The following is a 14,012-nucleotide window of genomic DNA, read 5'->3' as shown; positions in this document are numbered from 1 at the left end:
CACCGACTAAATCAACAACCACAATCACGACAGGATCAAAATGAAACTCAAAGGGCTGAGTCCTGTACAATACAGAACCCAGCCCTTAAATCTGCCTTGCCTTTAGACCGTCCAACTTAATGGGGTCAGTTCACGACGGCGGGCTTTTTGTTTGCGCGAGGACGGCGTGAAGCGACCATAAAGCGCTTGTCTGTGAAGTGCTACCGAATTTCTTGAACATCTCACCTGAACCGCCGGGACGTGGATCGTAGCCCTTTCGTTGCAGTGCGCCGATCAGGGGTAGCTCGGCATCCCGCTCTCAAGTGCATCGTTGTCCATGCTCCTTATTGAGCTTCAACATTCAAGCATGCGTGAACGTGCCCCGACGCAATCTCTCGCAACTCCGGACGTGTCCGTCTGCAATGGTCGGTCGCAATTGGACAGCGCGGATGGAAATGGCAGCCGGGGGGCGGGTTGAGCGGCGAGGGGATTTCGCCCTGGATCGGCATGAACTTGCGTCGCTGCAGCGAGATCTTCGGCATGCCGTCGAGCAGCATGCGCGTATAGGGGTGCGCAGGCGACGCGAAGAGCTGCTCGGTCTCGGCAAGCTCCACGACGCGGCCGAGATACATAACGGCTACCCGGTCGCACAAATGGCGGATGACGCCAAGATCATGGCTGATGAAGATCATCGCAAGGCCGCTGTCGCGCCTGATGTCCATCAGGAGATTGATGATCTGCGCCTGGACAGACACGTCGAGTGCGGCCACCGCCTCATCGCAGATCAGCATGTCGGGCTTTACTGCCAGCGCCCGGGCGACGCCCACGCGCTGACGCTGACCACCGGAAAATTGATGAGGGTAGCGGCCGACGCCGTCCGCGGGCAGGCCGACGCGCGCAAGGATGTCGACCACATAATCCTTTACCAGTGAGCGCGGCACTAGTCCGTGCAGGACTGCCGCCTCGCCGACGATCTCGCCGACGCGTAGGCGCGGATTGAGAGAGGAAAGCGGGTCCTGGAAGACCATCTGGATTTTCAGTGCATCGCGCTTACGGGTAAGGAAGCTGTCGTAGGGCTCACCGCGGAAGTGCCGCTCGCCGGAGGAGGCAGGCAGAATGCCGGCGATCATCCGCGCCAGTGTCGATTTCCCGCAGCCGGATTCGCCGACGACGCCAAGTGTTTCGCCCTTGCGCAGCGTGAGCGAGACGTTGTCGACGGCGCGCAGCACGGTGGGCGGGCGGTCACGCAAAAAGTGGTTCGCGAGATCGCGAAATGCGCTGCGTCCCGCTATGAAGCTGCGCGACAGATCCTTTGCTTCGAAGATCATCTCGTTCACGCGTCAGCCCTCGAATGGATGATAGCACCAGATGCGGTGCGTGGCCGATAGCTCCGTCGCCGGCACCGGCTCGCTGCAGATCTCCGTCGCCCGCTCGCAGCGGCTGGCGAAGGGACAGCCCTTTCCGAGCGAAAGCAGCGAGGGCATGTTGCCCGGGATCTGCCTCAGCTTCTCCCCAGGTATGTTGCGCGAGGGAACGGAATCGAGAAGCTTGCGGGTGTAAGGATGGCGCGGGGAGCCGATGATATCCTCGGTCGTGCCGATTTCCATCATCGCGCCCGCATACATGATCATGATCCGGTCGGCGAGTTCCGAAAGCGTCGAAAGATCGTGAGTGATCCAGATCATGCCGAGGCCGCGTTCATCGATCTGGCGGCGGATATGGTAGATGATCTGAGCCTGGATCGTCACGTCGAGAGCCGTCGTCGGCTCGTCTGCGATGATCATGTCCGGTCCGAGCAGCAGGGCGGTGGCGATGACGACGCGCTGGCGCATGCCGCCCGACATCTCGTGCGGATAGGCGTCCAGCCGCTCCTCCGGCGAGGGAATCCCCACGGCCTTCAGCGCCTCGATGCAGCGGTTGTGCTTCTCCTTGCGGGAGACATTCTCGTGTTCTTCGATCGCTTCGTACATCTGGTCGCGCACGCGCATCAGCGGATTCAGCGTCATCAAGGGGTTCTGGAAGACCATGGCGATCCGCCGGCCGCGATAGCGGCGCATCGCCTCGAAGTCGAGTACCGTCAGCTCCGTACCATCGAGCGAGATCGAGCCGGAAACGATGCGGCCCGGCTCATCGACCTGGCCCATGATCGACATGCCCGTCACCGATTTGCCCGAACCGGATTCGCCGACGATGCCGAGCACCTCGCCGCGGCGAAGGTCGAAGGAAATGTCGCGCACCGATTTCATCACCCCTTGGCGAGTGAAGAACCAGGTGTTGAGGCGGTCGACTTGGAAGAAGGGTTTCGTCATTGCCCGGCTCCTCTAGCGGTCGAGCCGCGGGTTGTTTAGATCGCGCAACCGGTCTCCGAGCAGGTTCATGGCGACGATCATCACCAGCAGCACCACCCCCGGATAGATGCTGATCCAGTACTTGTGCGAGAAGATGAATTCGTAGCCGCTGGCGATCAGCATACCGAGCGAGGGCCTGGTGAGCGGCAGGCCGACGCCGAGGAAACTCAGTGAGGATTCGAGCGAGATCGCCGCGGCGATGTTGAGCGTGAAGAGCACGATGATCTGCGGCATGCAATTCGGAAGCACGTGGCGCAGCATGATGCGTGTGGGCGAAAGGCGCAGGCACCTTGCCGCCTCGACATATTCCTTGCTGAGTTCGCTCATGGCGAAGGAGCGGGCCGTGCGCGCATAATAGGACCATTGCACGATGACGATGGCGAGCACGACCTTGCTGACGCCGTTGCCCAGGATGGCGAGGATCGCAAGCCCGACGAGCAGGGCCGGAAGGCCGAGCATGAAATCGACCGCACGCATGATGATCGCGTCTGTCATGCCGCCACGCCAGGCAGAGAGAAGCCCGAGCCCGGTGCCGAGCAACATCGCGGCGCCTGCCGCCACCAGCCCGACGAAGACGCTGATCCTGATGCCGTAGAGGATGGCGGAAAGCATGTCGCGGCCGAAGCTGTCGGTGCCGAGACGAAAGACGAAATTCGTCTCCTGATCGAGGGATTTCGCGATGGCGAGGACGGTGAAGTTTTCAGGGAGCGGGCCGTTCGAAACGATCCTGACCTTGCCGCCCTCCGGGTTGTCCACGGTCCACCAGGGCTGGACGATATGCTTCCTACCGCCTTCCACGGTGGCGCCGGCCGGCAGGTTGCGGATCTGCAGGCTGGCGAACTTCGTGCCTTCCGGCAGCACGCCGACGCTGAGACAGTTCGGTCCGCAGGACTCGGCCGCGATACTATTGCGGGTCTGTGCCGGTGCGGCGGGTTCGACCGAGGTCGCACCGTCCTGCAGGCGGATGTTGGCGCGGACTTCCTCTCCCGGCAGCATGCGCTTCGAGCCGGCGGGCTTCAATGCGTCCGAAAGCTGAAGCTGCGTCAGGTCGTAGGGGTCCGTTGGCGAGATCAGAGGTGCGAGGAGGGCGCACGCGACGAAAACGAGGCTGATCAGCAGACTGATGATGGCGGTGCGGCTTTCGGCGAAACGCAGCGCGAAATTGTTGAATTCGGTCATGCTCATGCCGCGCGCCTCAGAACGGATTTCACGCGCGGATCGATGGCCATATGCAGGATGTCGACGATGAAGTTGATGGCGATGAACAGTAGCGCCGTATAGGTGAGTTGGGCCACGATCAGCGGACGATCCAGTACCTTGATCGAGTTGATCAGCAGCTTGCCAAGCCCGGGCCAGGAAAATACTGTTTCGGTGATCACACCGTAGGCCAGCAGGTTGGCGAGTTCGATCCCTGTTACCGTGATGAGCGGAACCAGCGCATTGCGCAGGATATGCCTGACGACCACCTTACGGCTGCGCACGCCTTTCGCATAGGCGAACTTAACGAAGTCGAGGCGGGAGATTTCCATCGTCGCGGCGCGCGTGACGCGCATCAGCAACGACATCTTGAGGAGCGCCAGACTGAAGGCTGGCATGACGACATGCGACCAGCCGTCAAGCGTCCAGAGGCTGGTGGTGATGCCGAAATGGGTCGTCACCTGGCCCCGGTCGCCGACCGGCAGGATTGGCAGAGCGATGCCGAAGGCGACGATCAGGAGCATGCCCTGCCAGAAGGTGGGGATGCTAACGCCGATCAGCGAGAAGGCTATGACGCCACGCCCGAGCGGCGATTCCGGTCTAAGCCCTGAGTAAAGCCCGGCCGGCACGGAAACGGCAATGGCGATGATGAAGGCCACCAGACCGAGTTCGAGGCTAGCCGGCAGGCGTTGCAGCAGGATGCTGGTGACGGGTTCCTTGTAGACAAAGGAGGTGCCCCAGTCTCCCTGCACGGCATTGCCGAGGAAGATCAGGTATTGCTGCCAGAGCGGCTTGTCGAGCCCGAGTGCGGTGATGGCGGCCAGCCGGTCGGCCTCTGAAGCCTCCGACGAAATCAGGATGTCTGCCGGATTGCCGATCAGCCACACCCCGACGAACAGCACGACCGACAGCACAAAGATCACGACCACGCTTTGCAACAAACGCTGCAGCACGAAGGAGAACATCAGCGGGCAGCCTTCAGGTAGGCGTTGATGTTGCGCTGCTCTACGGTCGGCATCGCCCCTGCCGCAATATCCTGGACCAGCGATCCGAAATGCAACGCATATTCGGCGCATATGCCGCCCGTACTGCTGGTCTCAAGCCGGTTCTCGATCTCAGCGCGCAGTGCCTGGCCGCCCGGGAGTTGTGCCAGTTCGTCGAGGAACGGCGCCTTGCCGGCTGCTGCTGCCATGGCGGCATCGTGCACCAGCTCATGGCCCCTGTGTTTGCCGAGCGTCTCGCCAAGCCGCATCATAGCGAACTCGCCGAAGATCGCCCCGTGCGACAGGTCCAGATTGGCCCGCATCCGCTCCGTATCGACATAGAGGTCGCGCGCCAGAAGCTCGGTCCGCACGAGGATTTCGGAAATGGCGCTGATCACCTCCGCTAGTCCGTCCTCGAACATCTGGTTGGCGCTGCCGTCGGATTCGAACGGGCGATGGGCGGTCGCCATCAGCATGCCGGCGCAGGAATAGAGCTTGTTGCTGTTGGCGATGATGCCGTAGCAGAGGATCGGGTTGATCTTCTGCGGCATGGTGGAGGAGCCGATAGTGCCTTCGATGCGACCTTCGTGCAGCTCCCCGTACTCCTCGGAGGAACTCTGGTAGACCTCTTCCGCGATCTTGTGGCAGATGGAAGCCGTCAGGCTCAGCGCATTGACATACTCGCACATATGCGTGCGGATCGCCCGCGAGGGAATGGCCATTTCGCCCATGCCGAGAAGTGCTGCCACGCGTGACTGGAAGGCCGGGCCCTGCCTGCCCAGAGCCGAGAAACAACCAACTGCGCCACCGGCTATGACGACGAAGGCACGCTTTTCGGCTTCCCGAAGCCTATCCGAGGCCTGAAGGAATTCGTCGATCCATACCGCGACCTTGAAGCCGAAGGTGATCGGCACCGCATGACGATAATGGGTCCGCCCCGCCATGACGGTTTTCGCGTAGGTGCGGGCATGGCGGCCGAGATGGCGCAGGATGTCGGCGAGCAGCCCGTCCAGCACTGCCTGGGCACGCTTGGCGAGCAGCAGCAGTCCGGTCTGGATGACGTTCTGCGTGGTGATGCCCCAGTGGACATACCCGCCGTGCCGTGGGCCGCAGAGCCGGACGAGCTCGTTGATCAGCGGCATAAGAGGGTGACGGGTCGTCCGGTACGACGTGCCCAGCCGGTCCACGTCCAGATACTCGTAACGGCAATGTTCAGCGACCACCTCCGCCGAGGCAATCGGGATCATGCCGAGCTCTCCCTGAGCGAGCGCTACAGCCTTTTCGACATCCAGGAAGGCTTGGTACATGGCCGGCGGAGCAAAAGCGTCCCGCAGTCCCCGGTAATCGTATTGTGACGTGAGGGCGTCGTTGAATTCTGTACCCATCTGGCTTCGCACTTTCATGAATGAGAAGACAAGGCCGGCGTGACCGCCAGCCTTGCCAGTATCGTCTTATTCGGGGCGCGCGGTGTAGAAGATGTTGGTCAGGTTGGCGTTGGGGTCGTAATGCACGCCATTGCGTACGCCCCAGACGCCGAACTCGTGGTAGAGCGGCACATAGCCGTGGTCATCGTAGACTTCGACCACCGCCGCACGGATCAGCTCTTCCCGCCTGGCGTCGTCCAGCGTCGACTGTGCGTCTTCAAGCGCCTTGTCGGTGACCTTGCTGGAATAGCGCCCACGGTTTGCGCCGCCCCAGCCGCGGTCGGGATTTCGGGTGCCGGCGAGGTTGATCATCTGGCTCAGGCCTTCGCCCGTGTCGGCGGCGGCACCGGCCAGATAGAGGCTGAACTCGTAGGCGCTCGCCTTGGTGAAGTAGATACTGAACGGGAAGGTCTCAAGCGTCACGTTCAGCCCGATCTGCGAGAGCATGGCGGTGACGGCCTGAGCGACTTGCGCGCCATTGACGTAGCGGTCGCTGGGGGCGTTCAACGTCATCGAAAAACCGTTCGGATAGCCCGCGTCGGCCAGCAGGCGCTTGGCCTCCTGCGGATCATAGGGATAAGGCTGCAGATCGGGATTATGGCCGAAGACACCGTCCACGATGATCTGGCTTGCCGGTTGAGCCATGCCGCCCATCACGGTTTCGGCGATCTGCTCGCGGTTGATAGCGAGGTTGAGCGCCTTGCGGACACGCGGGTCAAGGAAGGGGTTCTTTCCGTCTGTACCGGAAACCTTCGGCGTCTTTTCCTGACCCTGGTCGGGCAGCAGGAAGATTAGCAGCGTGGAAGGAATGGACGACAGGTGGTACTTGCCCGAGGACTGGATGCTGTCGATGCTGTTGATTGGCACGGCGTTGATGACATCCACCGAACCGCCGAGCAGGGCGGCGATGCGGGCGCTGTTGTCCGGCAGGGATTTGACCAGCACCGAATCGTAGGCAGCCGGCGTGCCGTAATACTGTTCGTTGCGCTCTAATCCGATCTCAACATCAGGCGCGAACTTCTTGACGCGGTAGTGCCCGATGCCGGGCGATACCTTGCCGCTGTTGAAGCCGGCTGTCTCTAACCAGTTGTCGTTCCGCAGGTCTTGTCGTCATAGGCCAGCGTGCGGCCGGTCGAATTCTGGACGATGCCGATATTACTCAAGCTGCGCAGCAGGTTCGGATCGGGTTTCTTGGTGTCTATCTCGATCTTGCCATCGCCGGCATCCTTGATATCGGCGATCGTGGCGATGAAGCTGCTAAAGAGGCCGGGGCTGTTCGGCACATTGCGCACCCGGCAGATCGAATAGATCACGTCGTCGGCTCCGAGCGCATTACCGTCGTCGAACTTCGCCTTCGGCTCGAGCGTGATGACCCATTTGGTATCACCTTGGATCTCCCATGATTTCGCAAGGCGCGGTTCGACGCTGCCATTGACGCCGTTGGTGTAGACGAGCGCGTCCGAAATGTTCTCGCGAAGATCGAAGTTGTAGCCGGCGCGGTGGAAATGCGGATCGACCGAGGTGGCGAGCGCGGCGAGACCCACGCGCAATTGTTCAGCCGCTGCCGGAAGCGGCACAAGCGATGTCGCGGCTGCGAGCGCCAAGCCGAAAGATGCCAGTGACAAGTTTTTCATAGTCCTCCTCCCATTTATTCTGTGGGACCGTATCGCCGCGCTGCCTGGTGAAAAATCGAATTTTTCTGGACTCGATTGAGTTTTTCTCAATTGAACGATAGAGATGGCAGCGGGAGGAAAATACAAATGCAAACAAGGCGTAGGGACCTGCCACCCATGACCTCGCTTCCGGTGTTCGAATCGGTGGGGCGGCACATGAGCATTGCCAAGGCGGCGGACGAACTCTGTCTGACATCCGGCGCGGTTAGCCGGCAGATCCAGAATCTTGAATCATTCCTCGGTTGCGATCTCTTCGAGCGGTCGCATCGAAGGATCTCATTCACACCGGTCGGCGAAGTCTACTGGGATAGGATCCATGTTTCACTCGGCCAGATACGCGCGGTGACGAGCGACCTATCGGTCGGCGTCGACCGGCGACCGCTCGTCATCGGCAGCCCGCGCGTCTTTCTGCAGAAATGTATCATGCCGGTGCTTGGAACGCTTTATGCTCGCCGTCCCGACATCGTCGTAAAATTCGTTACGGGCGGGCATGATGTCGAGGGGGTGGACGGTGCAATCCATGTGGGCGAGGCAATCAGCAAAAAGGGATTCGTGTGCGAGATATTGGGCGACGCTGACCTCATACCGGTCTGCAGCCCTGCCTATCTTCGCCGCGCGCCACCCCTCGATACGCCCGACGATCTGGAACGGCATACTTTGCTTCGTTCCGCGGAATTCACCCGCAACTGGGAGCGTTGGCTGGGGCCGCGCGCTCCAAGAATTTTTTCCAGCACACGCTTCATCGATCTCGAAAGCTCCGGCCTCGAACTGACGGCCGCCGTCGAAGGACTTGGCATTGCGATTGTTCGCCAGAAACTGGTCAAGCAGGAACTGGCGGATGGTCAACTCGTTGCGCTGTTCGAGAAAGACATGGTGCATGAGCACTATTTCTTTATGTTCGCCGATCCGAAACTTCGGTCCGACAGTTTCAGATTCTTTCGCAATTGGCTGAGGGACGCGGTTGTGGAATAGAACAGGCCGTTGTGTCAGTCCACGGCGCGCTAACATACCTGAATTCTTCTGGTGCGCGGCCGTTCTATTTTCTCTTTTTGAGGCTTTTTCGTTGCTTTGGGACGAGAAGCGGAAATCATTGTCGCAGAACTCACCAACAGTCTTAGAGGTTGCAAGTCTCTGTGTGATCAGGCCCCCGCAACCAGAATTTAAATAGGCAGCAAGAAAGCCGTCCCAGCGTGGAGGGCTTTCTTGCGTTTGGGCCCAGCAATTCGATCTCGAGAGTCCAGGCTCGGTGGCCGGTTTTGTTAAAGACGCCGGAGTGAGCGCCAATTGGCCCAGACATCACTTCACCGCGACGACGACCTTCCCTTTCGCACGACCCGTTTCGACATAGTTGAGCGCCTCATTCGTCCTCTCGAACGGGAAGACCCGGTCCATCACGGGGCGTATGTCACCCGCCTCGATCAGGGATGTGATTTTTCCCAGCTGCCCACCGTTCGCTGTCATAAAGACAAACGACTAAGTGATGCCTTGGCGTTTCGCTTCTTTCCTGATGCTGAAACTCAGCAGGCGCATGAACTGTTGACGGAGCCAACCAGCGCCGTTCTGCCTCGCGACGGCCGGCTCGGGAGGGCCGGAACTCGCGAGCCGCTTTCCACCCGGCTTCAGAACAGCCAGGGATTTCTCCAGCGTGTCCTTCTCGAGACTGTTCAGCACGACGTCGTAGCCGTGCACCACTTTCTCGAAATTATCCTTCTTATAGTCGACGACGACATCCGCTCCGAGGTTTCTAACGAGATCGACATTAGCTGTGCTCGTCGTCGTTGCCACGGTCGCACCGAGATACTTGGCAAGTTGGATGGCAATCGTTCCCACGCCACCTGAGCCGGCATGGATCAGAATCTTCTGTCCCTTCTTGAGGTTCGCCCGTTCGACAAGCACCTGCCAGGCGGTCAGGGCGACGAGCGGCAGCGATGCCGCCTCTTCCATCGTGAGGTTCTTCGGCTTCAGTGCTAGATCGGCCTCATCGATGGCGACATATTCTGCAAATGTCCCGATGCGATCTTGGGCCGGACGTGCATAGACCTCGTCACCGGGCTTAAACTGCCGGACTTTGGCCCCGACCCGGACCACGACGCCCGCTAACTCGTTGCCGAGCACCAGTGGAAGGCGGTAGGGCAGGATGAGCTTGAACTCGCCGTCCCTGATCTTGTTATCCAAGGGGTTCACCCCGGCGGCATGGATCTCCACCATGACATCGTTGTCGCGCAGTTCCGGCTCCGGACTATCACCGAGCCGTAGAGCCCCACCTTTTGTATAGCGATCAACTAAGAATGCCTTCATGAGTACTAACTTTCTTTCTTTTCCCAAGGTGACGGCAATTGGGGGTTAGGCGGGAAGCCTGTTGAATTTCCGAAGATTTTTGTCGACGAAAGACTCGGGCATGAAGCGGCGCAGGAAACGGACCAGCCCCGCAGCCTTTCCTACGGTGTAACGCCTCTTCGGTGATGCTGCGTTGGCCGACTTGACCACCATGTTGGCGACGATCTCGGGTGCGTCTCCCGTCTCGACAATCTCTCGCATCAGCTTCTCAGCGTCGGCACGAACGCTATCGTACACGGCGAGCGGTTGATCCGCGCGCGTGAGATTTTCCTCGAACGATGTGCGGGTGACCCCAGGTTCCACCAGTACGACGCGAATGCCTTGCGTTCGCACTTCATGGTCGAGCGATTCCGAATATCCCTCAATTGCGTGCTTGGTCGATGCATAGAGGGCGTTGAAGGGGGCAGGAATGAGCCCGAGAATGGAGCTCATGTTGATGATCCTGCCTTTCCGTTGGCGTCTCATGATCGGTAGTATTGCATTTGTTAAACGCATGACGCCGAAGACATTCACGTCGAACAGAGTTTTTGCTTGCGCGGCAGAGGACTCCTCAGCACCTCCGAGCAGTCCAATTCCGGCATTGTTGACGAGAAGATCAATCCGTCCTGCACGGCTCACGACATCATCGACGAACTTCTGTACAGACTCGTCGTCGGTGACGTCGCAAACCAGCATTGTCACACCATCGTCGGTGTTGGCCATCGGCTTCCGGCTGGTTCCGAACACCCGGTAGCCATTGCGCCGCAACGCTCGTGCGGCCGCCATTCCAATGCCCGACGATGCGCCTGTGACCAGGGCGACTCCGCGTTCTGTCTTACTCATCTGTCTCTGCTTTCATTTTTGTCGTGGAATATCGATGCAAACTAGGTTACTATCAATTTGAAAGTAAGTCACTATCAAAAAGATATTAACATGCCGGACCTTTCGGACCAGCCATGCCTGATCGCCCGTAGCCTCGCGTTGGTAGGGGACGCATGGAGTATGCTGATACTGCGGGACGCCCATGCTGGGCTCACCCGCTTTGATGAATTTCGGAAGAGCCTTGGCATCGCGCCCACAATTTTAACCCGTCGGCTTTCCGCGCTTACCGACGAGGGGCTGCTGGAGAAACGGCGCTACTCGGAGCGGCCGCCACGGGACGAATATGTGCTGACGGAGGCCGGTCGGGACTTTTTGCCGGTTCTGTTTTCGATCGGCGCGTGGGGGCGAAAGCACCGCAACAAAAACGGTGTAACCCGGTTCTTTGACGCCGAGACTGGAACGGAGATTGATCCTGTCACGATCGACCGCACAACCGGTGCTCCGATCGGAACACGTCCAATACGCATCGCCGCACCCGAATAACCCGCCCCATATGGTGGACCTATGGTCGGTTATGGCCAGGCACCGGTGCCATCTTTATCCATAAGGCCCACTCGACTGCCTTTTCCGCAGTTCGCCGTACCGGCAGGGCAGCCGCGCGTCCGGAACGGTCGGGGGACTGCCAGCTTGCGGGTTCATGCTGCGGCGCTCCCGTAGAGGAGCGGGTGATTTGCTGCGCTCCCCTTGAGCATATCGAGATCATCCAGCGTCACCTCGCGAAAACTGTCGAACAGTTTAGCAGATCGCCCGCCGGAGCAGCGACCAACCGCCAAGGCCGGGTATTCAGCGACCTGCATGGGATAAGACGCAGCAGCAGCCCCAAGAAGGCGTTTAGTTCTGGGCGAATGAAGCGGTCAAGCCATTAGACCATGCATAATGAGATCGAGATGCGCTTCCAGGTAAGTCGTCTTGTCCAGAGCTCTTCGATCATTGAAAATGAGCTTGAAAATCAGCATGGCGATGGCAGGAGCCACTACCGCGTCGGCGAATGCCGCTGGCGCCGGCCGGAACTCGCCTTGGTTGACACCCTCATCGATGAGGGATTGCAAATGAGCGTTGAGTGGGTCGATGAACTCTTCGTGGTGCCGATCGACGACTTGGGGAAACCGTGATCCTTCCGCGATGACGAACCTCATCAGTTCCCGCAATCTGCGGTTCTCGACAATGCGATCGTAGAGCATCGCTATAAGGCCCTCAAGCCGCTCCGAACATGTTCCGCTTAGCTCATGGGCACTAGCCAGGAGATCTTCGAACGGCACGGAGATGTGCCTGATCATTGCCTCAAAAAGCTGCTCCTTGGTTTCGAAGTAAACGTAAATCGTCCCCTTCGTTACTCCGACCCTGTCAGCGATGTCTTCAACGCGTGTCGCCACGTAGCCGCGTTCCACGAACTCCTCAAAGGCCGCATCGAGGATCTGTGCAGGGCGGCGCGCTTTCTGCTCCGCACGCGTCAGTTTCTTCATATCAGGCATGTCTCACCCTTGGGCGCTCCTTGTCATTCCGTGGCCTGGCACGAGGCAATTTTCCGCAATTTCTATTGACTAATGAGTCAGTCAATTATATCGATCGCGCGAACGGATGCAAGAGGTCAATTCATGAGAACTATCCTTGTCGCCGCCTTGCTGGCCATAGGCGCAGTCGCGCTTTCGTCGTGCGAGAAGCAGGCCACGAATGAGGTGAGGCCCAAGAGGGTGGAGACTGTCGTCGTGAAGACGGCACCTGTCGGCGAAATCAATTTCATCACGGGCGAGGTAAGCGCGCGCGTGCAGAGTGACCTGTCCTTCAGGGTCAGCGGACGGATCGTCGCGCGCCTTGTCGATGTCGGCGCGTTCGTAAAGGCAGGACAGGTGCTTGCGCGCATCGACGCTGAGGAACAGAAGGCTGATCTGGATGTCGCCACAGCGAACCTGCAGTCAGCTAGAGCCCAGCAGACGCAAGCCCAGCTGGCCTTCGGTCGGCAGCAGAATCTCTTTAAGGCTCAGGTCACGACCCGGGCAGCGCTTGACCAGGCCCAGGAGGCGCTGCTGACGGCCCAAGGAAGCCTGAAATCGGCGCAAGCCCAGCTCGACACGGCGCGAGACGCTTTCTCTTACACGGAGCTGCGCGCCGATGCCGACGGCGTGATCACGGCGAGAAACGCCGAGATCGGCCAGATCGCGCAGGCTGCGCAACGGATATTCACGCTTGCCCATGAAGGACCGCGTGACGCGGTCTTCAACGTCTACGAATCCCTCTATCTCGGACGAAAGCTTGAGGACAAAGTCACGGTTGGCCTGCTTTCGACTCCATCCCGGAAAGTAGATGCGGCTGTACGCGAGATCTCGCCAACCATTGACCCATCGACTGGAACGATCAGGGTGAAGGTAGGTCTCGAAGGGGCGCCGTACATGTCGCTTGGCGCTCCGGTCGTCGGCTCCTTCCGTTCCATCACACAGGACACAATCGAACTGCCATGGTCGGCAATGGCCTCGAAGGGTGGCCAGCCTGCCGTTTGGGTCGTGGACCCCTCGTCGTCCAGCGTGTCCATCCGGCCGGTTGATGTTTCGAGCTATGGCACCGGCCGGTTCGCTGTGCGCACGGGCGTGTCTCCAGGTGAAATCGTCGTATCCGATGGTACCAAATTCCTACGGCCCAACGAGGTCGTCTCCTATGACAAGGAAGCCGCGAAATGAGTATCCGTGTAACATCCGGGCTGCTGCTGCTTGGCCCATTGCTGCTGTCGTCTTGCCAAAGGCAGGATGAAGCGCGTGAGGAACCGCCTCGCCCCGTTCTTTCCGTTGTCGCCAAATCAACAGCCGCTTCGTCCCTGAGCCTGCCAGGCACAGTCGAGGCCAAGATCGAGACCGAACTTGGATTTCGCGTCCTCGGACGGGTGATAACCCGCAAGGTCAGCGTCGGCGACATCGTCAAGAGGGGTGACGTCGTTGCCGCCATTGATCCGCTGGCGCTAGAGCTTGCGCTCAGAAGCGCGCAGTCCGAACTTTCCAATGCGCAGGCACAGCTGACAAATGCTGTCTCCACGGAAGAGCGGCAACGGAGTCTGACCGAAACAAGGTCTGGAAGCGAGGCCGCTTTCGAGGAGGCTCAACTGGGGCGGCGCAGTGCCGTTGCTGCCGTCGCAAAAGGGCAGGCCAATCTGGACAAGGCCGAAGAACAATTGAGCTATGCGCAGCTTCGCGCAGAATTCGATGGCGTTGTGATGGCCACCTC

Annotated in this window: 13 protein-coding genes and 2 pseudogenes; 5 read left to right on the top strand and 10 right to left on the bottom strand. The window is 59.7% G+C overall.

The window, feature by feature from the left end:
- Positions 1–106 (top strand): annotated as a pseudogene (locus tag C9413_RS15585) (IS3 family transposase); the annotation flags it as partial.
- A gap of 217 nt (positions 107–323) precedes the next feature.
- On the opposite strand, the gene C9413_RS15580 reads toward C9413_RS15585, so the two are convergent.
- The 7 genes from C9413_RS15580 to C9413_RS34205 all read right to left on the bottom strand — a co-directional run bounded on the left by C9413_RS15580 (position 324) and on the right by C9413_RS34205 (position 7,565).
- Positions 324–1,307 carry an ABC transporter ATP-binding protein gene (locus C9413_RS15580; RefSeq protein WP_039846554.1) on the bottom strand — a complete coding sequence of 328 codons (984 nt, stop codon included), beginning with the start codon at positions 1,305–1,307 and terminating at the stop codon, positions 324–326.
- A gap of 12 nt (positions 1,308–1,319) precedes the next feature.
- Positions 1,320–2,288 carry an ABC transporter ATP-binding protein gene (locus C9413_RS15575; protein ID WP_039843449.1) on the bottom strand — a complete coding sequence of 323 codons (969 nt, stop codon included), beginning with the start codon at positions 2,286–2,288 and terminating at the stop codon, positions 1,320–1,322.
- A 12-nt stretch (positions 2,289–2,300) separates the two neighbouring features.
- A complete protein-coding gene (locus tag C9413_RS15570) occupies positions 2,301–3,512 on the bottom strand; it encodes an ABC transporter permease (protein ID WP_063855984.1) in 1,212 nt (403 codons plus the stop codon).
- Positions 3,509–4,489 carry an ABC transporter permease gene (locus tag C9413_RS15565; RefSeq protein WP_039843450.1) on the bottom strand — a complete coding sequence of 327 codons (981 nt, stop codon included), beginning with the start codon at positions 4,487–4,489 and terminating at the stop codon, positions 3,509–3,511. Before C9413_RS15565 ends, C9413_RS15570 begins: the two co-directional genes overlap by 4 nt.
- Positions 4,489–5,892 (bottom strand): adenylosuccinate lyase family protein, encoded by a 1,404-nt coding sequence (locus C9413_RS15560; RefSeq protein ID WP_052451464.1) that lies wholly within the window; start codon positions 5,890–5,892, stop codon positions 4,489–4,491. The genes C9413_RS15565 and C9413_RS15560 overlap by 1 nt, the downstream gene beginning before the upstream one ends.
- Positions 5,893–5,958: 66 nt before the next feature.
- Complete coding sequence (locus C9413_RS15555; RefSeq protein ID WP_267285095.1) at positions 5,959–6,930, bottom strand: ABC transporter substrate-binding protein; 972 nt, start codon at positions 6,928–6,930, stop codon at positions 5,959–5,961.
- An 80-nt stretch (positions 6,931–7,010) separates the two neighbouring features.
- Positions 7,011–7,565 carry an ABC transporter substrate-binding protein gene (locus C9413_RS34205; protein WP_203226179.1) on the bottom strand — a complete coding sequence of 185 codons (555 nt, stop codon included), beginning with the start codon at positions 7,563–7,565 and terminating at the stop codon, positions 7,011–7,013.
- Between the two features lie 126 nt (positions 7,566–7,691).
- Between C9413_RS34205 and C9413_RS15550 the strand changes: the two genes are divergently transcribed.
- On the top strand, positions 7,692–8,576 hold the full coding sequence (locus tag C9413_RS15550) for a LysR substrate-binding domain-containing protein (RefSeq protein ID WP_082046474.1): 885 nt from the start codon (positions 7,692–7,694) through the stop codon (positions 8,574–8,576).
- A gap of 324 nt (positions 8,577–8,900) precedes the next feature.
- Here the strand turns inward: C9413_RS15550 and C9413_RS15545 are convergent.
- Both C9413_RS15545 and C9413_RS15540 read right to left on the bottom strand, forming a co-directional pair.
- A pseudogene (locus C9413_RS15545) lies at positions 8,901–9,902 on the bottom strand (NADP-dependent oxidoreductase).
- A gap of 45 nt (positions 9,903–9,947) precedes the next feature.
- Positions 9,948–10,763 carry an oxidoreductase gene (locus C9413_RS15540; RefSeq protein WP_039843453.1) on the bottom strand — a complete coding sequence of 272 codons (816 nt, stop codon included), beginning with the start codon at positions 10,761–10,763 and terminating at the stop codon, positions 9,948–9,950.
- A gap of 90 nt (positions 10,764–10,853) precedes the next feature.
- On the opposite strand from C9413_RS15540, the gene C9413_RS15535 reads away from it, so the two are divergent.
- A complete protein-coding gene (locus tag C9413_RS15535; protein ID WP_039843454.1) occupies positions 10,854–11,285 on the top strand; it encodes a helix-turn-helix domain-containing protein in 432 nt (143 codons plus the stop codon).
- Positions 11,286–11,656: 371 nt separating this feature from the next.
- Here C9413_RS15535 and C9413_RS15530 read toward each other — a convergent pair whose 3' ends face one another.
- Positions 11,657–12,274: a TetR/AcrR family transcriptional regulator gene (locus C9413_RS15530; RefSeq protein WP_039843455.1), complete on the bottom strand. Its 618-nt coding sequence runs from the start codon at positions 12,272–12,274 to the stop codon at positions 11,657–11,659.
- A gap of 123 nt (positions 12,275–12,397) precedes the next feature.
- Between C9413_RS15530 and C9413_RS15525 the strand changes: the two genes are divergently transcribed.
- Positions 12,398–13,474: an efflux RND transporter periplasmic adaptor subunit gene (locus tag C9413_RS15525; RefSeq protein WP_039843456.1), complete on the top strand. Its 1,077-nt coding sequence runs from the start codon at positions 12,398–12,400 to the stop codon at positions 13,472–13,474.
- Positions 13,471–14,012: efflux RND transporter periplasmic adaptor subunit (locus C9413_RS15520; RefSeq protein ID WP_170250614.1), on the top strand; the 542-nt coding region annotated here is incomplete at its 3' end. The genes C9413_RS15525 and C9413_RS15520, both read left to right, overlap by 4 nt.

Source organism: Rhizobium sp. SEMIA 4085, assembly GCF_013004495.1.
Taxonomy (GTDB): domain Bacteria; phylum Pseudomonadota; class Alphaproteobacteria; order Rhizobiales; family Rhizobiaceae; genus Rhizobium; species Rhizobium gallicum.
Note: the sequence above shows the minus strand (reverse complement) of the source record. Positions and strands in the feature narration are given on the sequence as shown.